This window comes from Kordia jejudonensis, assembly GCF_001005315.1.
In the GTDB taxonomy this organism is placed as follows: Bacteria; Bacteroidota; Bacteroidia; order Flavobacteriales; family Flavobacteriaceae; genus Kordia; species Kordia jejudonensis.
Genome location: NZ_LBMG01000022.1, coordinates 1 through 23,025, shown reverse-complemented (window position 1 = coordinate 23,025; position 23,025 = coordinate 1). Strand labels below are relative to the sequence as shown.

At 35.2% G+C, this 23,025-nt stretch carries 20 protein-coding genes; 8 read left to right on the top strand and 12 right to left on the bottom strand.

All coding sequences use genetic code 11. The annotated features are described in order from the left end of the window. Nucleotides 1-7 precede the first annotated feature (7 nt). Complete coding sequence (gene dapA, locus AA089_RS11880) at nucleotides 8-889, bottom strand: 4-hydroxy-tetrahydrodipicolinate synthase (protein ID WP_046757175.1); 882 nt, start codon at nucleotides 887-889, stop codon at nucleotides 8-10. Then, nucleotides 886-1,401, bottom strand: a complete 516-nt coding sequence (locus tag AA089_RS11875; RefSeq protein WP_053002348.1) for a DUF6913 domain-containing protein — start codon at nucleotides 1,399-1,401, stop codon at nucleotides 886-888. Before AA089_RS11875 ends, dapA begins: the two co-directional genes overlap by 4 nt. A 304-nt stretch (nucleotides 1,402-1,705) precedes the next feature. On the opposite strand from AA089_RS11875, the gene AA089_RS11870 reads away from it, so the two are divergent. Together AA089_RS11870 and AA089_RS11865 are read left to right on the top strand one after the other, a co-directional pair. Next, nucleotides 1,706-2,455, top strand: coding sequence for a 5'-nucleotidase C-terminal domain-containing protein (locus AA089_RS11870; protein ID WP_046757174.1), 750 nt, complete (start codon nucleotides 1,706-1,708; stop codon nucleotides 2,453-2,455). Between the two features lie 10 nt (nucleotides 2,456-2,465). Continuing rightward, nucleotides 2,466-3,383: a bifunctional metallophosphatase/5'-nucleotidase gene (locus AA089_RS11865; protein WP_046757173.1), complete on the top strand. Its 918-nt coding sequence runs from the start codon at nucleotides 2,466-2,468 to the stop codon at nucleotides 3,381-3,383. Here AA089_RS11865 and AA089_RS11860 read toward each other — a convergent pair. Beyond that, the gene (locus AA089_RS11860) at nucleotides 3,373-4,056 is read right to left on the bottom strand and encodes a hypothetical protein (protein WP_046757172.1); all 684 of its coding nucleotides are present in this window, start codon (nucleotides 4,054-4,056) and stop codon (nucleotides 3,373-3,375) included. The genes AA089_RS11865 and AA089_RS11860 overlap by 11 nt on opposite strands. Before the next feature lie 53 nt (nucleotides 4,057-4,109). Further along, nucleotides 4,110-4,751, bottom strand: a complete 642-nt coding sequence (locus tag AA089_RS11855) for a lysoplasmalogenase family protein (RefSeq protein WP_046757171.1) — start codon at nucleotides 4,749-4,751, stop codon at nucleotides 4,110-4,112. 129 nt (nucleotides 4,752-4,880) lie between these two features. Between AA089_RS11855 and AA089_RS11850 the strand changes: the two genes are divergently transcribed. After that, nucleotides 4,881-5,276: a DoxX family membrane protein gene (locus tag AA089_RS11850; protein ID WP_046757170.1), complete on the top strand. Its 396-nt coding sequence runs from the start codon at nucleotides 4,881-4,883 to the stop codon at nucleotides 5,274-5,276. Nucleotides 5,277-5,311: 35 nt separating this feature from the next. On the opposite strand, the gene AA089_RS11845 is transcribed toward AA089_RS11850, so the two are convergent. From AA089_RS11845 to AA089_RS11820, 6 genes are all read right to left on the bottom strand, one after another. Further along, the gene (locus tag AA089_RS11845; RefSeq protein WP_046757169.1) at nucleotides 5,312-6,004 is read right to left on the bottom strand and encodes a hypothetical protein; all 693 of its coding nucleotides are present in this window, start codon (nucleotides 6,002-6,004) and stop codon (nucleotides 5,312-5,314) included. Between the two features lie 4 nt (nucleotides 6,005-6,008). Next, nucleotides 6,009-6,704 (bottom strand): hypothetical protein, encoded by a 696-nt coding sequence (locus AA089_RS11840; RefSeq protein WP_046757168.1) that lies wholly within the window; start codon nucleotides 6,702-6,704, stop codon nucleotides 6,009-6,011. 7 nt (nucleotides 6,705-6,711) lie between these two features. Continuing rightward, on the bottom strand, nucleotides 6,712-8,709 hold the full coding sequence (gene ligA / locus AA089_RS11835) for an NAD-dependent DNA ligase LigA (protein ID WP_046757167.1): 1,998 nt from the start codon (nucleotides 8,707-8,709) through the stop codon (nucleotides 6,712-6,714). 32 nt (nucleotides 8,710-8,741) lie between these two features. Next, nucleotides 8,742-10,058, bottom strand: a complete 1,317-nt coding sequence (locus tag AA089_RS11830; protein WP_046757166.1) for a sugar MFS transporter — start codon at nucleotides 10,056-10,058, stop codon at nucleotides 8,742-8,744. Between the two features lie 589 nt (nucleotides 10,059-10,647). Continuing rightward, on the bottom strand, nucleotides 10,648-11,661 hold the full coding sequence (locus AA089_RS11825; protein WP_046757165.1) for a N(4)-(beta-N-acetylglucosaminyl)-L-asparaginase: 1,014 nt from the start codon (nucleotides 11,659-11,661) through the stop codon (nucleotides 10,648-10,650). A gap of 18 nt (nucleotides 11,662-11,679) precedes the next feature. Continuing rightward, on the bottom strand, nucleotides 11,680-14,631 hold the full coding sequence (locus tag AA089_RS11820; RefSeq protein ID WP_046757164.1) for a GH92 family glycosyl hydrolase: 2,952 nt from the start codon (nucleotides 14,629-14,631) through the stop codon (nucleotides 11,680-11,682). 39 nt (nucleotides 14,632-14,670) lie between these two features. Between AA089_RS11820 and AA089_RS11815 the strand changes: the two genes are divergently transcribed. After that, entirely contained in the window at nucleotides 14,671-16,953 is a 2,283-nt protein-coding gene (locus AA089_RS11815; protein ID WP_046757163.1) for a beta-N-acetylhexosaminidase, read from the top strand. 113 nt (nucleotides 16,954-17,066) lie between these two features. Here AA089_RS11815 and AA089_RS11810 read toward each other — a convergent pair whose 3' ends face one another. Further along, complete coding sequence (locus AA089_RS11810; protein WP_046757162.1) at nucleotides 17,067-17,375, bottom strand: hypothetical protein; 309 nt, start codon at nucleotides 17,373-17,375, stop codon at nucleotides 17,067-17,069. After that, nucleotides 17,365-17,751 carry a hypothetical protein gene (locus tag AA089_RS11805; protein WP_156168985.1) on the bottom strand — a complete coding sequence of 129 codons (387 nt, stop codon included), beginning with the start codon at nucleotides 17,749-17,751 and terminating at the stop codon, nucleotides 17,365-17,367. The genes AA089_RS11810 and AA089_RS11805 overlap by 11 nt, the downstream gene beginning before the upstream one ends. 9 nt (nucleotides 17,752-17,760) lie before the next feature. On the opposite strand from AA089_RS11805, the gene AA089_RS11800 reads away from it, so the two are divergent. From AA089_RS11800 to AA089_RS11785, 4 genes are all read left to right on the top strand, one after another. Next, nucleotides 17,761-17,991 carry a hypothetical protein gene (locus tag AA089_RS11800; RefSeq protein WP_046757160.1) on the top strand — a complete coding sequence of 77 codons (231 nt, stop codon included), beginning with the start codon at nucleotides 17,761-17,763 and terminating at the stop codon, nucleotides 17,989-17,991. Between the two features lie 107 nt (nucleotides 17,992-18,098). Then, nucleotides 18,099-19,523, top strand: coding sequence for an SLC13 family permease (locus AA089_RS11795; protein WP_046757159.1), 1,425 nt, complete (start codon nucleotides 18,099-18,101; stop codon nucleotides 19,521-19,523). 225 nt (nucleotides 19,524-19,748) lie between these two features. Beyond that, on the top strand, nucleotides 19,749-20,483 hold the full coding sequence (locus AA089_RS11790) for a copper homeostasis protein CutC (protein WP_046757158.1): 735 nt from the start codon (nucleotides 19,749-19,751) through the stop codon (nucleotides 20,481-20,483). Next, nucleotides 20,476-22,965, top strand: a complete 2,490-nt coding sequence (locus tag AA089_RS11785; protein ID WP_046757157.1) for a beta-mannosidase — start codon at nucleotides 20,476-20,478, stop codon at nucleotides 22,963-22,965. Before AA089_RS11790 ends, AA089_RS11785 begins: the two co-directional genes overlap by 8 nt. The last annotated feature ends 60 nt before the right edge of the window (nucleotides 22,966-23,025 follow it).

Here is a 23,025-nt window from a genome sequence, read left to right as displayed (position 1 = left end):
TGAAACCTTATGAATTCAATTGATCTGTAAAGTTATTCAATTTTTCTTTGAGCGTCTGCGAAGCTTCCACCAAAGGCAAACGCACAGTTGCTGTTGCTATTCCTAGTTTTTCAAAAACCGCTTTGATTCCTGCTGGATTGCCTTCTTCAAAAATATAATCAATGGCTGGCATAATTTTATAATGTAGCTTGTTTGCTCCTGAGATATTTCCCGCAAAGGCATACCTAACCATTTCTGAGAATTGTTTTGGATATCCTTGCCCAATTACCGAAATTACTCCTGCTCCACCAGCATATACCATTGGCAACGTAATCATATCATCTCCAGAGATAACTAAGAAATCTTTCGGCGCAAGTTGAATTAAACGCATCGCTTGTACAATATCGCCAGCCGCTTCTTTTACAGCAATAATATTATCAAAATCATTTGCCAAACGAATTACGGTTTCTGGCAACATGTTACTTGCCGTACGTCCAGGCACATTGTATATGATAATTGGTTTTGGACTTGCTTCTGAAACTGCTTTAAAATGCTGGTAAATTCCTTCCTGCGTAGGTTTGTTGTAAAATGGAGATACGGATAAAATTGCATCTATAGCTTCCAAATTTGTTGTTTTTAGTTCGTTTACAACAGCTGCTGTATTATTTCCACCAATACCTAACACTATTGGCAAACGTTTGTTGTTGGCTTTTAGAATAGTATCTACAACTAATTGTTTCTCTTCAGGAGTCAGCACAGCATTTTCTGCCGTTGTTCCTAAAGCAACCAAGTATTCTATACCACCTTGTATTACATGTTCTACAATATGTGTAAGTGCTGTAACGTCTACCGAATGATCTGCATTAAAAGGGGTAACTAATGCAACGCCGGTTCCGATGAATTTCTTCATTTTGATAGTTTATTAAGTATCTGTAAATATTTGTGTAGTTCTGTTGTAAAAACTGCTACTTCTGTTTCTTTGGTTTGAATAATCATGTCGTGAATTTGCTGATCTGTTCCTGCAATACCAACTTTTAAGTTCGCCGTATGCAAGCCCGATACTAACTGCAATGGCAACGTATCTGAACTGTAATAACTGATTAGCAAATCTAACGGAGTGTTAAAAAACGCTTGCAAGGTTTCCGTTTTAGGTGTTCCTTTCCAACCAAAATCTTTTTCGTAAAATGTTGGATGCGTGATTGTCCGCGTTTTTTTAAAATCTTTATGGTAACATAATACATGAATTTTAGCATCAATTTCAATACTATTTGTGATTTCCGCTACATGCTGAATTTCGTCTGCATTGATAAGAATTCCAATCGTTTTAATTGGATGCTCAGTAACTTCTTTCGCAATCGTTTTCGACAATTGTTTCGTTAATGCTTTTTTAGAGGACTTGTATTGTAATGCTTTTAAAAACATGTATGCTATTTAATTCTCCACAAAAGTACATTTTTTCAACAAAAAAATGAGATGCATTCATAGTTGATACATCTCATCTGAAGTAACCTATATTTAACCTTTACCCTTTTAAACGTAAGTTATACTGCAAATTACGCGGAAGTTTTGAGCGCAAAAAAAATACTTTACAAACGTTGATTTTTAACAATGAACGTTGATTTTTGCCTTAGAATCACAAAAAAACTGTGTGTCTTGACATTTTTTTAGTGCAATTCGCGCCAATAGTATCTATGATTTTTCATAATTTGCCGCATATTTTATTTTTATGAAGAGATTTATTCCACTACTCGCTCTTTTTTTAGCCTTTTCCTGTGCTAAAGAGAAGCAAGATGTTTCCCGAATTGAAGGAAAACGTATCAATATTACTGATTCTATTGCTGCCAATGAAGAAATTGAAGCGTATATACAACCGTTTCGCGAGCGCATTCAGGAAGATATGCAAAAAGTACTGAGTTATGCACCAAAAGATATGCACAAACGCGATGGAGAGCTGGAAACTACGATTGGTAATTTAATGGCCGATTTTGTAAAGCTACAATCAGAACCTGTTTATAAGAAACGTACTGGAAAAAGTATTGATATATGTTTGCTAAATCATGGTGGAATTCGCGCTCCAATTGCAAAAGGTCCAATTACAACCCAAACTGCATTTAATGTAATGCCTTTTGAAAATTCTATTGTTGTTGCCGAATTGACTGCTGAGAATGTACACGCACTTGTAAACTATCTAGCGGAAGCAAAAAGAGCACATCCAATAGCTGGTTTGACAATTAAATTGAATAATGATTTTACCGTACATGAAGCCTTGGTGAATGGAAAACCAATTGAAGACGGCAAAACATATACGGTTGTAACGTCAGATTATTTACAACACGGTGGCGACCGCATGTATTTTCTTCAAGATCCTGTAACCTTAGAAGTGTTAGATTACAAGATTAGAAACGCAATGATTGATTATTTTAAAACTGTAGACACAATTCCTGCGAAACTTGACGGCAGATTTGTAAAATTATAAACCATACATGATGAAGAGAAGAGATTTTATACAACATTCGTTAGCAACAAGTGCTTTTGTAACTTTAGGAGGTTTGTCATTACAAAGTTTTACAGTAAGTTCGGCAAAGAAACATATTACCATTTTACATACCAACGACGTCCACAGTCATATTGATCCTTTTGGCGCCAATCATCCACGGAATCCAAACCAAGGTGGCGCAGCAAGAAGAGCCACGTTGGTTTCTAAAATTCGTAAGGAAAATCCAAATACGTTATTGTTAGATGCAGGCGATATTTTCCAAGGAACACCGTATTTTAACTATTATGGTGGCGAATTGGAGTTTAAGCTCATGAGTATGATGAAATACGATTTGGCAACGATTGGAAATCACGATTTTGACAACGGAATTGACGGATTGTACAAGCAATTACCAAATGCAAATTTTGAATTTGTTTCTGCAAATTATGATTTTAAGAATACGGTCATGGATACACATGTGAAACCGTATAAAATATTTGTGAAAGATGGTATCAAAATTGGAATCTTTGGACTTGGTGTCAAGTTAGAAGGTTTGGTTGATAAACGCATGTATAAAGAAACCGTATATCACGATCCTATTGAGTTTGCACAAGATATGAGTCGTGTGTTGAAAGAAGAAGAAAAGTGCGATTTGGTCATTTGTCTTTCACATATTGGGTACAATTATAAGAAAAATCCAGAGCGACCTTCTGATTTGATTCTCGCAAGAAAAACTAAGAATATCGATTTAATTATTGGCGGACATACACATACTTTTTTACCAAAACCCACAATTGAAAAAAATATAGACGGGGAATCTGTTTTAGTGAATCAAGTCGGTGCGTATGGTATTTATGTGGGAAGAATTGACTTCTATTTTGATGATGAAAAAAATGTGATTGCAAACGGAAAGTCAATTATAGTATAATTGCTTCTTTATCCTTGTTTTCTTTGGCATCTTTTAAAATAATATATTGCCACATTTTATAATGAGAATATATAAAAAATAAATTTGCCAAAACAGAATATATGGGCGCTCTTTCGACGAATAAGAATATTCCAAAAAGTGCTCCCATACAAGCGGTTGCGATTCCTGCAATGAGCAATTTTTGAGTCAGCCTGTTTCTTTTGCCAAAATAGGTCATGATTGACATAAACGAAAAGTAACCGATGGCAAAACTGTAAAAGATAACTTCGCCGAAAATTTCATCATTTATTTTTTCAACAAAGAATAAGAAAGGCAACATGTACAATGCTAAAAAAGGAATCGTACTAATAAGCAATTGTCGCGTAGAAATATAGTGTGATTGCTTCAAAACAATAATTCCGTATATGGATAAAGCTATAGCACTACTTGTAATTCCATAGATCAAACTTTTTTCTATAAAAAATAAGTAATCGGCAATGATAAATGCTACCAATGCTAGTAAATACAGGATATTTTTGGCTTCAGCATGCAAGAAATAGCAAAGCGTTATTACAGGAATCGTTAATACAATGGCGTATTTTCTATCTATAGAATCTGGGAAAAAGAACCAAAGTATATCTATAGAAAAAATAAGCGTTAAAAGAATTATAAGTAAAAGTGTAATCTTTTTCATTAGCACTACAAAAATAAATTATTTCTAGTCTGAATTCCTATGTTTTTTATTTTTTATTGTTTGCTAACATATTTATACATCGCAAAATGCATGATTAGAAATGTAATCACAACGCCTACTCGTATAGTAGTTACGTATTCGAAAAAAAGATTATATCCGTGAATAATTGTAGAAATTAAAAACAGAATTCCAGAACATAACAACCACAAATTTGTTTTGCTAGGTTTATTGATATACACTAAGGTGGAAATGAAGAAGAACAAGCCTACAAAAAACACGTAAAACATGATATAGTTAAATATCTCAGTTTGTACAGCATCAGAATAAAAAAATAACGGAACTAAATACACTATTAGAAATGGAATCGTAGCAATAACAATTGTTTTCACAGGAATAACTACTGCTTTTTTTAGGACGATAATTACATAAAAACACAAGCCAATTCCGTAGAAAACCAATGCCAGTTTGAAGTAAGATGGCATATTAAAAAATATAATAGCTATCATCGTAAAAATCAACGACGTCACATACAACCAATTCATTTTTTTTACCGTGTACACATACAATATTAATAAAAGTGGTATTGGCAGAAAAGTGGTATATTTTCTATCAATCCATTCTGGAAATACAACACCAATCGCGTCCAAAGCGAGAACAATAAAATAAAGAACTAAGAGGATTTTTTGTTTTGGCATTCTATAATAAATTAACTAACTATGTATTGTAAAAATATGTGTATCATTATATATAATTTGTGTAGCTTTGTAAGCTATGTTTTTTTTCGTCGACTACAGTCACAACTAAAACGCTAAAAACCAACTCTTATGAAAAAATACATTCCATTCATCATCCGACTTGCTATTGCTATCATTCTTATCCAAACTTTACGTTTTAAGCTTTCCGCGCATCCTGATAGTGTTTATATCTTTGAACAAGTTGGTTTAGAACCTTATGGACGTATCGGAATCGGAATTGCAGAACTAATTGCTGGAATTTTAATTGTAATTCCAAAAACCGCTTGGCTTGGTGCAACACTAACACTCGGAATAATTGGCGGAGCTATTATGATGCACTTAACGCAACTTGGTATTGAAGTTCCGTTTGAAGGCAAACCCGATGGTGGCACATTGTTTATTACTGCTGTAGTTGTGTTTCTATTAAGTGCTATTACACTTTGGCTACAACGTAAAAACATTCCAATCATTGGAAAAAAGTTCTAAGTTCTCATAACAGTATTATTTTTTAAATTAATATCCTATTCTAATAGTTGTGATACATTTTCTGTATTTTCTTCCAACATAAACTTATATGAGAAGAATAGCATAAAATGACTGCAAAGAATTGCAATTACTGTAAACATTCGTTCGTACATATATAGTTCATTAATGGTCACGATAATATTCATAATACCTAAATTTACAGCTGCAATGAGCATCCATAAATTAGATTGGTTTTTATTTCGTAAGTAATAATAAATTGCCGTCATGATGTAAATCAACATAAAAATTGCCATGACTGCAAAGTAGCTGAAACCATATTCCAATTCATTATATATCAAACAAATAACTCTGTCATATACATATAATACTGGAAGAAATATAAGCAACACTCGCAAGTAAATTTTGGGTGTTGTTTTCATTTTTATATTTTTCAAATACATCAATCGTAAGTAGATAATATAAAACAGCGAAACAAGCACAGAGACTTCTCGAACATATTGTCCAAATCCTTCAATAAGAAGAATTCCGCTAGCCATTCCTGATACTAATGCTATTGAAAACAAAACGCTAATTGCCCGTTTATTTTCTGACACATACATTAAAAAGATGGTAACAAACGTAAACGGATAAATAAATAATAAGATTCTTTTTTCAAAAATAAGCGCCACGAGCAATGATAGAAAAGCTGTAATGTAAAAGGCAATATGTGCTTGTTTTTTATATGCCATTTCATTAAAACATATTCAAGATATCATCGTCTTCATTTTTATCATACAACATAAATTTCAACACAAAATATTGAATACACAAACTACAGAATACCACAATTACTGTAAAAATGGTTTCATACATATACATCTCATTGAGTCCAATAATAATATTCATAAAGCCTAAATTCATGGCAGCAATCAACATCCAAAGGTTTGAAGGCGATTTATCTTTTATATAATAATACAATGCTGTAATGATATAACTCAGCATAAAAAACATTAAAAAGCTAAAATAAATGACTACTTCTGTGAGTTCGGACGAAATTATTTGAATAACGTTGTAATAAATATATAAGACTGGAATCGAAAATATAGCAACATACAAATATGTTTTCAGGCTTCCTTTATCGTGTAAATTCCGAACATACATCAACCGAAGATACAATACATAAAACAGCGAAAACAGTATGGAAACGGCTTTTAAATAGTGTCGCATGCCCAATATCAAAAGGATTCCGCCTACGAGTCCAATAATTTGTGCCAGAATGTATAATACACTTGTAGCGTCTTTTTTCTCTGTAAAATAAATAACAAGTATCGCTAACACCGTAAATGGCTGAAAATAAATTAAATAAAACTTCTCCATAAACATAGCTACAAGCATTGTAATTGCTGCAATAACTAAAAAGGCGATATGTGTCGGTTTTGCTAAATTCATCAATTCGTTAAATCATACTCAAAAACTCTTCTTCGGTTAAGATTGTAATGTTCAATTTTTCTGCTTTTTCACGTTTGCTCGGTCCCATTTTATCGCCTGCAACTACAAACGAAGTTTTAGATGAAATCGAAGAAGATACTTTTCCTCCATTATTTTCAATGAGTTTTTTAAGCTCGTTTCGAGATACTTTTTCAAAAACTCCAGAAACCACAAACGATTTTCCTAAAAGTGTTTCTGTAAGACCTTCCAACTGTTCGGCTGAAAACTCTAATTGTACACCAAATTCTTTTAAACGTTCAATTGTATGCAAATTAGCTTCTTCAGAAAAAAACTGTGCCACACTTTCGGCGATCTTCACGCCTATTTCGTCCACGCTAACTAAATCATTCGACGAAGCGTTCATGATAGCATCAATAGACTTGTAGTGCTTCGCCAATTTTTTTGCGACAGTTTCTCCTACATACCTAATTCCCAATGCGTATAACACACGTTCAAACGGAATTTGTTTTGACGCTTCAATACCATTGACCAAATTTTCAGCACTTTTTTCCGCCATTCGTTCTAGCGGAATCACTTGTTCCTTTGTCAACTCGTATAAATCTGCATAATTGTTAATCAATCCTTCTTGTACCAACAACGCCACCGTTTCGCCACCTAAGCCTTCAATATCCATGGCTTTTCGCGAAATATAATGTTGAATTCTCCCCACAATTTGTGGTCTACATCCCATATCATTTGGACAATAATGCTGTGCTTCTCCTTCTTTTCGTTGCAAAGGCGTATGGCATTCAGGACATTCGGTTGCGTACACTGTTTCGGTAGAATCTTCAGGACGCAAGTCAAAATTGACACCTACGATTTTTGGAATAATTTCGCCACCTTTTTCTACAAAAACGGTATCGCGTTCACGGATGTCTAACTTTGCTATTTGATCGGCATTGTGTAGCGAAGCACGTTTTACCGTTGTTCCCGCTAATAATACTGGTTGCAAATTGGCAACTGGTGTAATGGCGCCTGTACGTCCAACTTGATAGGTAATTTCGTTTAAAACCGTAGCCACTTGTTCCGCTTTAAACTTGTACGCCATTGCCCAACGTGGCGCTTTGGACGTGTAACCCAGTTCATCTTGATATTGCAAATTGTTCACTTTAATCACCACACCATCAATTTCGTATTTCAACTCATGACGATTGGCTTCCCAATAATTCACAAATGCTAAAATTTCGTCTACGTTTTTAGCAACTTTGGCAACGGTTGGCACTTTAAATCCCCATTGGCGTGCTTTTTCTAAACTTTCAAACTGAGTTGCAATGGGCAAACGTTCGCCTTTTAAACTATACAATAAGCATTCTAACGGACGTTTGGCAACTTCGCTACTGTCTTGTAATTTTAAACTTCCAGAAGCTGTATTTCGAGGATTCATATACGGTTCTTCACCATTGGCTACACGTTCTTCATTCATTTTTTTAAATCCGTCAAGCGGAAGAATGATCTCGCCACGAATGTCAAATTTCGGTGGATAATCGCCTTTCAATTGCAACGGAACCGTTTTTATCGTTTTGATATTATTGGTTACCTCATCTCCTTGAAAACCATCGCCTCGCGTGACTGCTTTGATGAGTTTTCCATCTTCATAGGTCAAATTCATAGAAGCGCCATCATACTTTAACTCGCAGGTAAATTCTATGTTTTCTACACCGAGAATCTTTTCGATGCGCTTTTCCCAATCGAGCAAGTCTTCTTTTGAATAGGAATTGTCTAAGGAATACATCCGATATTCGTGTGCAATGGTATTGAAATTCTTCGTGATTTGTCCGCCAACACGTAAACTAGGAGAATTTGGATCGTGATATTCGGGATGTTTCGCTTCCAATTCCTGTAATTCTTTGAGTTTCATGTCAAACTCATAATCAGAAATAGTCGCGTTATCCAACACGTAATAATTATAATTGTGTTCGCGTAATTCGCTACGTAATGCGTTCAGTTTTTCTTGAATCTTATTCATGTACTATACTAAAGTCTTTTGATTATTTATGTTTATGCTACTACTTTCTTTCTTTGTTTTACAAATCCGTAAATCATAATGTAGGTATAACAAGCAAATACTAAAAGTAATGCTGTTTTAAAGCCAATATTATCGGTCAACAGTCCGTACAATGGTGGAATGACTGCGCCACCAACAATCATGGTACACAAAATACCTGATGCTTGTGGTTTTAAATCGTCCAATCCGCCTAATGCTAAAGTAAAGATCGTCGGAAACATAATAGAATTAAATAATCCGACTGCTAATATACTCCACATTGAGATAAATCCTACACTATTAATAGAAATTATTATCATTATCAATGCACCAAGCGCAAAACCAATTAACACTTTTGCGGGATCAATGATTTTGGTTAAATACGCACCAATAAATCGTCCAATCATGGCGCCGAGCCAATAAAACGTTACAAATGCTCCTACAATGGCTTTCGGATCTAGTGTGGAAAGATCGGCACTTACAATCAATTCGGAAATCCTTTTCATCGTTGAATTGTTGACAATGGCTTCCGCTAGATTCATATCGATGAAGTAATTCGTTAAGTAACTTCCGATGGCAACTTCTGCTCCGACGTAAACGAAAATTCCAATAGCGCCCATGAGTAAGGAAGGCGAATTTAAAAGTGAAATATAGCCGCCTTTTGGTGCTTTTTGCAATATTTTGGGCAGTTTTACATACGCGAAAATTACGGCTAATAACAAGGTAAATAAAGCAATTGCCACGAATGGTATTTGCACATTTGATGCTTCTGCCGCATAGTAAATTTCTTTATCAGAAGTACTCAATGCGGTAATTTCGTCACTGGTTTTTATTTTATCGCTCAAGATAAACATGGCTCCAATTGCGGGTGCAATGGCAGTTCCTAGTGAATTGAACGCTTGTGCTAAATTTAATCGGCTACTAGCGCCTTCTTCAGAACCTAACGCGGCTACATACGGATTGGCAGCAACTTGCAAAATGGTCATGCCGCTTGCCAATATAAATACAGCTAATAAAAATACAATATAAATTCGGGAAGAAGCTGCTGGGTAAAATAGCAAACATCCAGAACCCATGATGATTAAACCGAGAATGATTCCTTTTTTGTAACCAATTTTAGACAATAGAAATCCTGCAGGAATCGACAGCGCTAAATACGCACCAAAAAACGCAAATTGGATCATTCCTGACTGAAAATAAGTGAGTTCAAAGACTTCTTTGAGTCGTGGAATTAACGGATCGACCAAAACGGTAATAAATCCCCACAGAAAAAATAAAGTGGTTACAAATATAAAAGCACTTTTGTACGAGTTTTTCGTAGTTGTTGACATATGGTTTTTGTTGTTGTTGTTGGTTGGTTGCTGGTTGATGGTTGATGGTTGATGGTTGATGGTTGATGGTTGATGGTTGATGGTTGATGGTTGATGGTTGATGGTTGATGGTTGATTGTAAAAAGTATTCTTTTCAATTCAAAATTCAACATGTAGCATTCAACATTTTAACTTCGTTATTCGTTATTCGTTATTCGTTATTCGTTATTAGTTGTTTGTTGTTTTGAATATAATTCTCACTACTCAATACTGACATCTCAATACTAGTTTCTTTTGGTCTTGGGTCTTGGGTCTTGGGTCTTAAAAAGTATCTTTCTTAATTTAATATTTTACATTTAGCATTCAACATTTATAATTTCCTTTTTGTTTAGTTGTTTAGTTGTTTAGTTGTTTAGTTGTTTAGTTGTTTAGTTGTTTAGTTGTTTAGTTGAAATTTACTTTTTTACATTTAAAATTTAGCATTTAACATTTATAATTTCAAAATTGTTTATTCGTTATTCGTTATTCGTTATTCATCAATTCGTCAATTCGAAAGTATATTTCAACATTCAAAATTTAGCATTTAGCATTTAAAATTTAAAACCCAAAACTACTTTTTCTTATCGTAATAATCCGCTTTGTGATTTTTGTTTTCATCATTTTGATACGTCGTATAATTAAACCATTCGTGAATACAATACGCGCCTGTTTCTCCTTGTTTGTTTACAGCAATGTATCCCACTTGAAAATCTTTGTAATTGGGACTTTTCTTTACAACGCGTTGTACCGCTTCTTCACAGGCTTCTTGTGGCGATTTCCCTTGTCGCATTAATTCTACAATGAGGAAACTTCCAACAGTTTTTAAGACTTCTTCGCCCATTCCTGTAGCCGTTGCACCGCCAATTTCATTGTCAATAAATAATCCTGAACCTATAATTGCCGAATCGCCCACGCGACCTTGCATTTTGTATGATAATCCGCTTGTGGTACATGCGCCCGAAATATCTCCGTTTTTATCAATGGCTAACATTCCTATCGTATCATGATTTTCCACATTGATCACAGGTTTGTATTCAGATTTTACTTTCCATTCTTCCCAAGCTTTCTTTGAAGCTTCCGTCAATAGATTTTCTGGTGTAAAACCACTTTCTATTGCAAATTGCTTCGCACCGTTTCCAGCTAATAGTACATGCGGTGTATCTTCCATTACTTTTCGGGCAACCGATATTGGATGTTTTATATTTTCGATACAAACGACTGCGCCATAATTACCTTCTTTGTTCATGATGCAAGCGTCTAAGGTTACATTTCCGTCTCTATCGGGCAATCCGCCTTTTCCAACCGACTGATTGTTTACGTCTGCCTCTTCCACCATGACACCTTGTTCTACAGCATCTAAAGCAGATTTTCCAGCTTGTAATACTTCCCAAGCTTTTTTAGTTGCGTTGGGTACATTCCACGTAGCAATTACCATTGGAATGACAGGTTTTCCTGTGGAAACCGCTTTAGTTTCATCAGTTATAGTAGTCATTTTAGTTTCGTCCGCACAAGCTGTTAATGCTGTTGCTACGGATAAACCTAAGCCAGACAAGATTGTATTTTGTATAAATTTTCTTCTTTTCAAATCAGTTGAATTTAAAAATTATCGTATTTCTATTTCATCTACAAACAACCATGAACGTCCGTCATGTTTGTATCCCAAATGCCATTCTGGTAATTTACCTAGTTTTTTTGCAACTATTTTTACGTAGCGTGCTTTCTTGGTCTTAAATGCTGTTCCTACTTTCTGAATACTTGGTTTTTCCTTAGGTCTTGGTTTTTCGTGTACTAACTTTTGCACACTTGTAAATTTCTTTCCATCGGTGGAAATAAATACTTCTACTTCTGTTGGTAAAAATATCCACGATTTTTGATCTTGTAAAAAGTTGGCGCTTATGGAATAAACATCTTTTATTTTTCCTAAATCTACAGTGGCAATCAAATCTTTATCAAAATAGCCTTGCCACGTTCCTGTGCGGAAATCTTCTGTACCGAAAATTCCATCAATCAGTGCGTTTTGTCCGCCAGCATTGTATTGGTTGGCATATTCCGTTTCTAGTTTAATTTTTAAGTTTGGATCAATTTTGAAAAAGGTCGTTTCGATTTCTGCACTTTTTTGATCTCCACGTTGAGCATACACCATTAGCGAACTTTTTTCTGCTATTTTAAATGGTGCTGTATATTCGATAAAAGATACTTTTTCAGCTTTGTTGTTATCGATCAATTTGTAAAAAATCGTAGCTTCTTTATCAACTGTTTGTAATGTTACTTCCGTTTCTCCCTTGAACGCAATATCGCCTTTCGCTATAAACGGCGGCGATACAATTGTATGTTCGGTAATTGTTGTAACAGGAATGTTTTCGTTTTGCGTTCCCCAATCTGTGGCAACGTTGGTCATTTCAAAAACTAAATTGCCACCATTCATAATATCTTCATGCTTGATGAATGATTTCGGATGATTTTTCCCGTTTAAACTTATGGATTTGATATATATATTATCTTTCGAGAGATGATTCGCGACAAGCGTAAACGTTTTTCCATTCTCTAGATTTATTGTTGCTTTATCGAATAATGGCGTTCCAATAATATATTCGTTCGTTCCTGGCGTTACCGAGTAAAATCCTAAACTGCTTAATACATACCAAGCACTCATTTGACCACAGTCTTCATTTCCTGAAACGCCATCTGGTTCGTTTTTGTATAACGTGGTTAAGATTTGATGCACATATTCCTGCGTTTTTGAAGGTTTATTGATGAAATTGTACAAATATGCCATGTGATGACTTGGCTCGTTTCCGTGCGCATATTGACCAATTAATCCTGTAATATCTGCCTGATTGCGTCCTGAAGTTTCTTGTTTTGCTGTGAAAAGCTTGTCCAATTGTGCTTCTAATTTGTCTTTTCCGCCTAACAATTCTATGAAACCTGAAATATCTTGCGGTACATAAAAACTGTATTGCCATGAGTTGGCTTCTGTGTAATTGAAATTCACTTCATACGGATCAAAAGGTGCAAACCACGTGTTTCTAAAACGTCCACGCATGAATTGTGTTTCTGGATCGAATACATTTTTGTAGAATTGCGCACGTTTGACAAAAGTTTCGTAATCGTCCGTTTTTCCCATTGCTTTTGCCATTTGTGCAATTGTCCAATCGTCATAAGCGTATTCTAAGGTTTTAGATACCGATTCTGATTCTTTTTCTACAGGAATGAATCCTAATTTTTTGTAATATTCTAAGCCTAATTTATCACGTGTGGCACTGTGTTTCATCGCTTCAAACGCTTTGTCCACGTCATAATCGCGAATGCCTTTTAGATACGCATCCGAAATTACAGGAACAGCATGATAACCAATCATACAACCTGTATAGTTGGCTGATAAATCCCAAATTGGCAGGATTCCGCCAGATTCATATTTCTTAATGAAGGTTTTAATAAAATCGTTTGTACGTTCTTGTTCAATAATCGTATACAACGGATGTGCTGCGCGATACGTATCCCACAAAGAAAAAACGGTGTAATGTGTATGTTCATTCGATTGATGAATTTCTAAATCCATATCACGATACCGTCCATCTACATCTTGATAGATATTTGGCGCTAGCATCGTATGATATAACGCTGTATAAAAATTTGTTTTATAGTCTAAGTCATCACTTTCAATCACAATTTTTTCCAATTGCCTTTCCCAAGTGTCTTGTGCTTGTTGTTTTATCGCATTAAAGGACTTCTCGCCTATTTCTTGTTCCAAGTTTTTTCGCGCCCCAGCGATATCAACTGCTGAGATACCAACTTTAATGATAACTGGTTCATTGTTTGGATTTTTAAATGTCAAAGCAGATCGTCGCGCGCCTGGCATTCCTTGTTTTGGTGGCGATTGTAAGATATCATCAAAAGGATGCGATGTTTGTATGACATAGAACAAACGTTGATCACTTGCCCATGCTTCCGAAAAACGATAGCCTACAATTTCAGTATTCGAAATTTTATCAATTTTGGCATCTAATACTTTATCACGATGCACTAAGTCTAACATCACTACTTGATTTTCCGCAGAAGGAAATGTGTATTTATGGATGCCACTTCGTTCAGAAACGGTCAATTCTACTGTAATATTTGTACTGTCTAGTTGTACTTTGTAATAACCAGCTTCCGCAATTTCATTGTCATGCGAAAAATGTGCGCGATAGCCTTTTTTTCCATCAGCGCCATTGTTGAAGTTTACTTCGTTGGTTGGCATGAGTAAAATATCGCCATAATCGGAAACGCCTGTTCCGCTTAAATGTGTATGCGAAAAACCATAGATATATTCATCTGAATAGTGATATCCTGAACAGCCATCCCAACCATCCAAACGCGTATCTGGACTTAGTTGCATCATTCCAAACGGCATGGTTGCTCCTGGATATGTATGTCCGTGTCCGCCTGTTCCAATAAATGGATTTACATATGTGATTAGTACGGTATTTTTTTGTACAATTTGTATTTTTTCGTCAGAATTACAGCTAAAAAAAAGCCATATGACAATAAAAAAGAAGCTGTATTGAAGTTTCATTAAATAGATTGCTAAATTTATGGCATCTAATATACTAAAATGAGAAGTACTATTTTTTTCAAATTCATAATTTTCCTCTGTTTCATTGGTTGTACAGAACCACAATTTCCCATTAGACCACATATTATACCTATACCCAATGAATTTACAATCCAAGAAGGTGTTTTTATTTTGGATAAAAATGTTTCTTTTCATTATGACAGCGAACTTCAAACTACTGCACATTTTTTTAATAAGTACGTAGAAGAAACATTGGGATTTCAATTGATAAAGCATAGTAAACCTGATAGAAATTCGATAACTTTTCAATACGATGAAACCATCGAAAATGAAGAAGGATATGAAATTTTGGTTGATACTTCTCAGATAATCATCAAAGCAAAAACTGAAAAAGGCGCTTTTTATGCGTTTCAAACCTTTCGACAATTGTTACCCGCTACTGTAGAAACTAATTCCGTTCATCTTAGAAATTTATATATAAAAGATGCGCCACGCTTTACGTACAGAGGAATGCACTTGGATGTATCACGCCATTTATTTTCGGTAGCATTTATCAAAAAATATATTGATCTCATGGCAATGTTAAAGATGAATACGTTTCATTGGCATTTGACGGACGATCAAGGTTGGCGAATTGAGATTAAAAAATATCCTGAATTGCAAAATATTGCTGCGTATCGTGATGAAACTTTGATCGGACATTACAATGATACACCACAACAATTTGATGGAAAAAAGTATGGTGGATTTTATACACAGGAAGAAATCAAAGAGATTGTACAGTATGCTTCTGAACGACATGTTACGGTAATTCCTGAAATAGAAATGCCTGGACATTCGCAAGCTGCCATTGCCGCGTATCCAAATTTGGGTTGTACAGGAACAACTGTAAAAGTAGCGACCAAATGGGGCGTTTTTGAAGATATTTATTGTCCAAAAGAGGAAACCTTTACATTTTTAGAAGATGTTTTAGATGAAGTCATGCCACTTTTTCCTGCCAAGTACATTCATATTGGTGGCGATGAAGCACCAAAAACGCGTTGGAAAGCTTGCGAACATTGTCAGGAACTCATCAAAAAAGAAGATTTGAAAGACGAACATGGTTTGCAGAGTTATTTTATTACACGTATGGAAAAATATATTAACAGCAAAGGTAAGCAAATTATTGGTTGGGATGAAATTTTGGAAGGCGGTTTGGCACCAAATGCAACTGTAATGTCTTGGCGTGGTACAAATGGCGCTGTTGAAGCTGCAAAAGCTGGACACAACGTGATTATGACTCCAACATCACATGCGTATTTTGATTATTATCAATCGGATAATGAAGATGAACCGTTGGCTATTGGTGGTTATTTGCCACTGGAAAAAGTATATTATTTTGATCCGATTCCCAAAGAACTTTCTACGGAAGAAGCAACACATGTTTTGGGTGCACAAGGAAATGTGTGGACGGAATACATTACAACGCCTGAGCAAGTTGAATATATGGCGTTTCCAAGAGCGATTGCGATGGCAGAAGTGAATTGGTCGAATCCACGACAACGCGATTATCAAGATTTTACGTATCGTTTGTCACATTTTCACAAACGATTGGATACTTTGAATGTCAACTATGCCAATCATTTGTATGAGATTGAAGGAAACGTTGTTACGCGGAATAATCAGTTAGTATTTGATTTACAAACCATTATTAGAGATAAAACCATTCGTTTCACTACTGACGGATCTTCTCCAAATTTACAATCCGAAAAATATACACCTTACTTACCTATTGAAGGTTCAACCGTGTTAAAAGCGGCGGTCTTTGATAATAAACAAAAACTCGGACGTGATTTTGAGCTTATTTTTAATAAACATGCTGCGGTTGGTGCAACTATTTCACTTGAACCCAAACCACATAAAGCCTATGCAGGAAGCGGTTCAAAAGGATTGGTTAACGGCGTTTCGGGAAGTAATACGCGTTTTGGCGACAAAGAATGGTTGGGTTTTTGGGGTAAAGATGTAACAATCACTATTGAATTTGATAAACCCACAAAAATCAGTTCTGTGTCTACACGATTTTACAATGCTAATGGACAATGGATTTATGCGCCAAAGGAAATTGGAATTAGTTATATAAACGAAGAAGATGGCAGAACGTTACATCAAGTAAATCAAGTCACAACTGCAGACACTACACTTGTTCCACACACGTTTCAAATTGAAGAAATCACAACCAAACATATCGAAATTTTTATTCCAAACTACGGCACCATTCAAGATGGTTTGCAAGGTGCGGGAAACAAAGCATGGACTTTTTTAGATGAAATTATAGTGAAGTAGGATTTTTGTTGTTGGGTATTAGATATTGAGTTGCTTTGCTTTTGGGTGTTGGGTTTCCTAGCAGTTTTATTGAATGATTATTTTATTTATGAGATTTTATAACTCAAAAAATATTAAACTTCACTGAAAATATCAAAAAAATAATCTTGTTCTAACAAATGATCTATTACAGAATTAATTGTATCTATTCTCAAATCTTCTATGAGTATCATATCCGAACTCCAAAAATATTTACCGTTTAATTCTTCACCTGTTTTTTGATTTTTCTTTCTTATATTTTCTACGTTTTTATAGGTAAAAAAAGTAGCTACATATTGTTTACCATTTTTAAGCGTAACAAAAATATCTTCATTTCCGTTAAAAATGTCCTCACTACAACTGTTTCTACTAATAGTATAATTATTTTTTTTATTAAAATCCATGTTGTTTAATTATTGCATTTACTGCTTCAGTTTGCCCTTTCTTGGTTGGATAATATAGTGTTTCTACATCTCCTTCTACGCCTTCTCTCCGATAAACTCTTCCGGTTTTTGATCTAAATTTATTAAATATAACTTTACCATCATTCTGAATTATCTTATTTCCAATTCCAGGATTCATATTACCATTTACTACTTGTTTAAGTAAGCGGTCGATTTCTGTTTGGGTTTTTGCATCAATTTTAGAAGCTATTTTTTTCAATTTATTAGAGAACATAACTGAGGGAATTTCTGTTCCTGCTGTTCCTCCAAATATAATGAATGCTTTTCCTTCATTAATATCATTGTAAATATCTTTTCTTGCATCTTGATTCTTCAAATATAAAAATTGCACGATACATTTATCGCAGATAGCATCAAACATCCACATTTAGTAATTGCAACATATTCTAAAGAAAAACTTACGGATATGATAGCGCTTTTGAACGAAAATACTATTGAATTTTGGCAAAACGACATTCCAAGTTATAACAGAATTGGAAATACAAGATATCGTCTTTTTGTTTTTAATAAGGATGTTATTGAGGTTCAAAAGTTAACAGGACTTCGTTTGTTTTAACTAAAATTACTTCGCTAAAAAAATACCCAAAGAAATTTTAATTTCATATTTTGCAGTTCCAATAACGCTAAGGAATAATAATGCTGTTGAGCATCTGAATACTAACTATGAAGAAAAAAATAATTCTTGTTTTAGGTCCTCTACTCTGTTTATTATTCTTTTTTGCGCCTTTTGAACTCATTAGTCCTGAAGCAGACAAAGTAATTGGAGTTGCATTGTGGATGATATTATGGTGGATTACCGAAACGGTTTCTATTTCTATCACTGCGCTAATTCCACTTACCTTTTACCCGCTATTGGGAATTATGCCGATCAAAGAAGTTGCCGTCAATTACGGTCATCCTATCATATTTTTATTTTTTGGCGGATTTGTCTTAGCACTCGCCTTAGAAAAAGTAAACTTACACAGACGTGTCGCTTTAGGAATCATAAAACTTACGGGCACAAGTCCAAACAAAATCATTTTAGGATTCATGCTGGCAACTGCTTTTTTAAGTATGTGGATTAGCAATACGGCAACAACGGTAGTGATGCTTCCTATTGCCTATTCCGTGATCGAATTATTGATTCACGATGAAGACGGTTTTACCAAAAAAGATAGAAATTTTGCACTAAGTATCATGTTAGGAATTGCCTACGCTGCCAATGTTGGTGGTATTGCAACCTTAATTGGCACACCGCCAAATATTGTACTAGCTGGTTTTATGGAAAGCGAATACGGTTATAGTATTTCCTTTGTAAAATGGATGATTGTAGGTGTTCCTTTTGCGATTATCATGCTGTTTTTTATCTACTACATTTTGACGAAAGTGATGTATCCAAATCATCTAGCTTCCTTTGAACAATCGAAAGAAATCATTGATCGTGAAATGGAAAAACTAGGAAAAATAAGCACCTCAGAAATCATTGTGATGGTTATTTTTATCGCAGCCATTTTAGCATGGATAGGAAAAAACTATCTAAACAGTCTATTTCCAAATCTAGCTCTATCAGACACAACGATTAGTCTTGTTGCGGCTTTTGCATGTTTTACGGCAACACACAAAAACACCAACATTTTAGCATGGGAAGATACCAAACGGTTGCCTTGGGGAATTCTACTCTTATTCGGTGGCGGATTGGCGCTTGCAAGCAGTCTTTCTAATGTCGGAATCATTGACCTCATCGGAACAACCGTCAGTGATAACACAACATTAAGCATACTTATAATTTGTAGCATTCTAATTGCAGTCATGTTATTTATGACAGAATTGATGAGCAATGTGGCGTTGATCGCTATTTTTGCTCCAATGGTTGCGGGCGTTGCTATCGGATTACAAATTGATCTTTTACACATTCTTATTCCAGTAACCATGGCTTCTAGTTGCGCATTTATGTTGCCCATGTCTACACCGCCAAATGCCATCGTATTTGCAAGCGGTCATGTAAAAGTTGCACAAATGGCACGCGCAGGATTTCTACTAAATATCATCTCAATTGTGCTCTTAGTATTATTTTTTCAGTTTATCATTCCGTTGGTTTTTAGTTTTTAATCATGTTTAAAATAACTTGATCAAACAACCTAATGCTTCATTTTCTATTGATAGTTTATATAAACTAATCAACATACCAACTAAAACACCTCAAATTTGTAAAAGGAATTGAAGAGCATCTCATTACAGAAAACGAGAATAAATCATATATTTGAGAACGAGAATGAAGTTGAAAACTCAACATACAAAAGCATTCATAATACATACCAAATAACCAAACAACGCATGCTACTAGAAATCTGTGCAAACTCTTATGAATCTGCTATCAACGCTCAAAAAGCAGGGGCACATCGTGTTGAATTGTGTTCCGAATTGGCCATTGGCGGCATTACACCTTCGTACGGATTGCTCAAAAAAGTTATGAATGATCTTGAAATTCCTGTACATGTATTAATTCGTCCGAGAAGTGGCGATTTTACTTATTCACGTGAAGAATTTGAAATCATGAAAGAGAATATACTTTTGTGTAAAGAATTAGGTTGCGCCGGTATTGTATCTGGTGTGTTGTTGCAAGATCAAACGATAGATCAAGAACGCACACAGGAATTAATTGAACTCGCAAAGCCACTATCATTTACCTTTCATCGTGGTTTCGATTGGACACCTGATCCGCAAGAAGCCATATTACAATTGGCAGTTTTAGGCGTAAATCGTGTATTGACATCTGGACAGGAAACAACTGCCGAAAAAGGAATTCTGTTACTACAAGAATTGCAAGAACTTGTTGAAAACGAATTAATCATCATGCCTGGTGGCGGAATCAACCCAAAAAATGCACTGTTGTTCAAAGAAAGTGGTTTTCAAGAAATACACTGTTCGGCGACGAATATTCATCAATCGATTAACATTCCAAAAATTAGCATGAACAGTACTTCCCTATTCAACGAAACGCGTATTGCCATTTCGAACAAAGAAAAAATAAGACAGATTTTAGAACGAATCCATACGAACCATGAATAAAATCTTAACACTTTTACTAGTATTTTTCTTGATAAGTTGTGCAAAAGATGACCGACCAAGCGTTTCCTACCTTCATCAAAACTGGGAATTTAAGCAAAAAGTAAGCGACACAACGTGGCTTGAAGCATCAGTCCCTGGAAATGTTTATGCAGATCTATTAATGCACAACAAAATTCAAGATCCTTTTTTGGGAACAAACGAGCTCAATGTACAATGGGTAACTACGAAGGATTGGGAATATCAGACAACATTCTCGCTTGACGAGGAAACTTTAGAAAAATCACATATAGAATTGACTTTTGAAGGTTTGGATACGTATGCAACTATTTATATAAATGATTCATTGTTAGGGAAAACGAACAATGCGTTTCGAACGTGGAAATTTGACATAAAAAAAGTAGCAAAAGCAACCAATGCGCTACGTATTGAGTTTGAAAGAACAAGCATTCATGAAGCAAAAGAAGCAGCAAAACTAGCGTATACATTGCCTGCTGGACCAAGAGTTTTTACCCGAAAAGCACAATTTCAGTACGGTTGGGATTGGGGACCGACACTAAACACATCAGGAATTTGGAAACCAATCAAAGTAACTTCTTGGAATACCATGAAGTTAGACAATGTATATTTTAAACAAGAAACCATAACAGATTCGTTGGCAGTATTTGAGGTTCAATATACCATTTCGTCGGATGAAGCTGTAGAAGAAGTCACGTTTGAAGTTAAATTTGATAATACAAAACATTCAATCACTAAGCCTGCCAAACAAGGAACGCATACGTATACAACGAAACTTAACATTACGAATCCGAAACGTTGGTGGACGCACAATTTGGGCGAACCGTATTTGTATGAGTTCAACATTAGTTTGCTGGAGGGAAAAGATTTAAAAGCACAGCAAAAAGTTAAAAAAGGACTGTGTACAATCAAGCTAATTACTAAAAAAGACGAAAAAGGAGAAACCTTCTACTTTGAACTCAACGGAATTCCTGTATTTATGAAAGGTGCCAATTACATTCCGCAACACAGCATGCAAAACAATGTGACGGATGCGCATTATGAAAAACTTCTGAATGCTGTTGTTGATGCCAATATGAACATGCTCCGTGTTTGGGGCGGCGGAATCTATGAAAATGATATTTTTTATGAATTGTGTGATGAAAAAGGAATTTTAATTTGGCAAGATTTTATGTTTGCTTGCGCGATGTATCCTGGAGATGAAACCTTTTTAGCAAACGTACAACAAGAAGCTATAGATCAAGTAACGCGCTTGCGAAATTACACATCTATTGCGCTTTGGTGTGGAAATAACGAAAATAGCGAAGGTTGGCACCGTTGGGGCTGGCAAGCCGATAAAACAGCAGCGCAAAAGAAAGAAATTTGGGAAAGTTATTTGGCAATTTTTGATAATATACTACCTGAAACTGTAGCAAAACTAAACCCTGAAATTGAGTATTGGGAAAGTTCACCAAGTTACGGACGTGGCAATCCGCAGTTTCAATTTGAAGGCGATGCGCACGATTGGGGCGTTTGGCATGATGCATTACCTTTTGAACGTTTTGAACAAAAAGTACCGCGTTTTATGAGCGAATTCGGGTTTCAATCGTTTCCTTCCTATGAAGCTATTCGCTATTTTACGGGAGAAGACAGCATCAGTATCAATCATGATAGTTACCTTACGCATCAAAAACATCCAAGAGGTTTTATGTTGATTCGTGAATATATGGAACGTGATTATCCTGTTCCAACTGCTGGCGATGATTATGTATATATGAGTCAATTAACACAAGCCAAAGGAATAACCATGGGAATGGAAGCACAACGTCGCGCCATGCCGTATTGTATGGGAAGCTTGTATTGGCAATTAAATGATTGTTGGCCAGTAGTTTCATGGTCAAGTATTGATTTTATGGGAAATTGGAAAGCATTGCATTACAAAGCTAAAAAGTCGTTTGAAAATGTATTGATTTCTTCGGTTGTGAAAGATGACATCATTAAAACCTACGTTGTTTCTGATAAATTAACGGCTTTGGAAGGCGAATTGAATCTTAGTTTTTTAGATTTTGAAGGGAACATGATAGAAAATATAATTCAAAATGTAAATATTCCAGCAAATGCAAGTACATTAATCGTAGAAACTCCTATCGCTACTCTCAAAGCGAATCCTGAAGATATTGTGATGAAAGCAACATTAACTTCAAATACGGCAAATGTTTCTTCTTTGTTTTATCTGGCTCGACCGAAAGATTTACAATTACCCGTACAAGACCTTTCTACGGAAGTGTTAAAAACCGAAGAAGGTTTTACAATTACAGTTTCAGCCAGCACTTTACAAAAAGATATATTTTTCCATACAAAAGCCAAAGGACATTTTTCAGACAATTTCTTTGATCTGTTGCCAAATGAAACGATTACAATTACATTTACAACCGAAGCTGAAAGCATTGATGACTTAGAGATAAAAACTTTGAATGGAATTAGATAAAAAATATGCGAACTTTTTCTTAGCTAAGAAAAAAAAGCGAACCGAAGTTCAGTCATGGTC

Bases quoted from the DNA above. Each gene is read 5' to 3' on its own strand.
- dapA (WP_046757175.1), bottom strand. From the start codon at position 889: ATGAAGAAATTCATCGGAACCGGCGTTGCATTAGTTACCCCTTTTAAT.
- AA089_RS11875 (WP_053002348.1), bottom strand. From the start codon at position 1,401: ATGTTTTTAAAAGCATTACAATACAAGTCCTCTAAAAAAGCATTAACG.
- AA089_RS11870 (WP_046757174.1), top strand. From the start codon at position 1,706: ATGAAGAGATTTATTCCACTACTCGCTCTTTTTTTAGCCTTTTCCTGT.
- AA089_RS11865 (WP_046757173.1), top strand. From the start codon at position 2,466: ATGAAGAGAAGAGATTTTATACAACATTCGTTAGCAACAAGTGCTTTT.
- AA089_RS11860 (WP_046757172.1), bottom strand. From the start codon at position 4,056: ATGAAAAAGATTACACTTTTACTTATAATTCTTTTAACGCTTATTTTT.
- AA089_RS11855 (WP_046757171.1), bottom strand. From the start codon at position 4,751: ATGCCAAAACAAAAAATCCTCTTAGTTCTTTATTTTATTGTTCTCGCT.
- AA089_RS11850 (WP_046757170.1), top strand. From the start codon at position 4,881: ATGAAAAAATACATTCCATTCATCATCCGACTTGCTATTGCTATCATT.
- AA089_RS11845 (WP_046757169.1), bottom strand. From the start codon at position 6,004: ATGGCATATAAAAAACAAGCACATATTGCCTTTTACATTACAGCTTTT.
- AA089_RS11840 (WP_046757168.1), bottom strand. From the start codon at position 6,704: ATGAATTTAGCAAAACCGACACATATCGCCTTTTTAGTTATTGCAGCA.
- ligA (WP_046757167.1), bottom strand. From the start codon at position 8,709: ATGAATAAGATTCAAGAAAAACTGAACGCATTACGTAGCGAATTACGC.
- AA089_RS11830 (WP_046757166.1), bottom strand. From the start codon at position 10,058: ATGTCAACAACTACGAAAAACTCGTACAAAAGTGCTTTTATATTTGTA.
- AA089_RS11820 (WP_046757164.1), bottom strand. From the start codon at position 14,631: ATGAAACTTCAATACAGCTTCTTTTTTATTGTCATATGGCTTTTTTTT.
- AA089_RS11815 (WP_046757163.1), top strand. From the start codon at position 14,671: ATGAGAAGTACTATTTTTTTCAAATTCATAATTTTCCTCTGTTTCATT.
- AA089_RS11810 (WP_046757162.1), bottom strand. From the start codon at position 17,375: ATGGATTTTAATAAAAAAAATAATTATACTATTAGTAGAAACAGTTGT.
- AA089_RS11795 (WP_046757159.1), top strand. From the start codon at position 18,099: ATGAAGAAAAAAATAATTCTTGTTTTAGGTCCTCTACTCTGTTTATTA.
- AA089_RS11790 (WP_046757158.1), top strand. From the start codon at position 19,749: ATGCTACTAGAAATCTGTGCAAACTCTTATGAATCTGCTATCAACGCT.
- AA089_RS11785 (WP_046757157.1), top strand. From the start codon at position 20,476: ATGAATAAAATCTTAACACTTTTACTAGTATTTTTCTTGATAAGTTGT.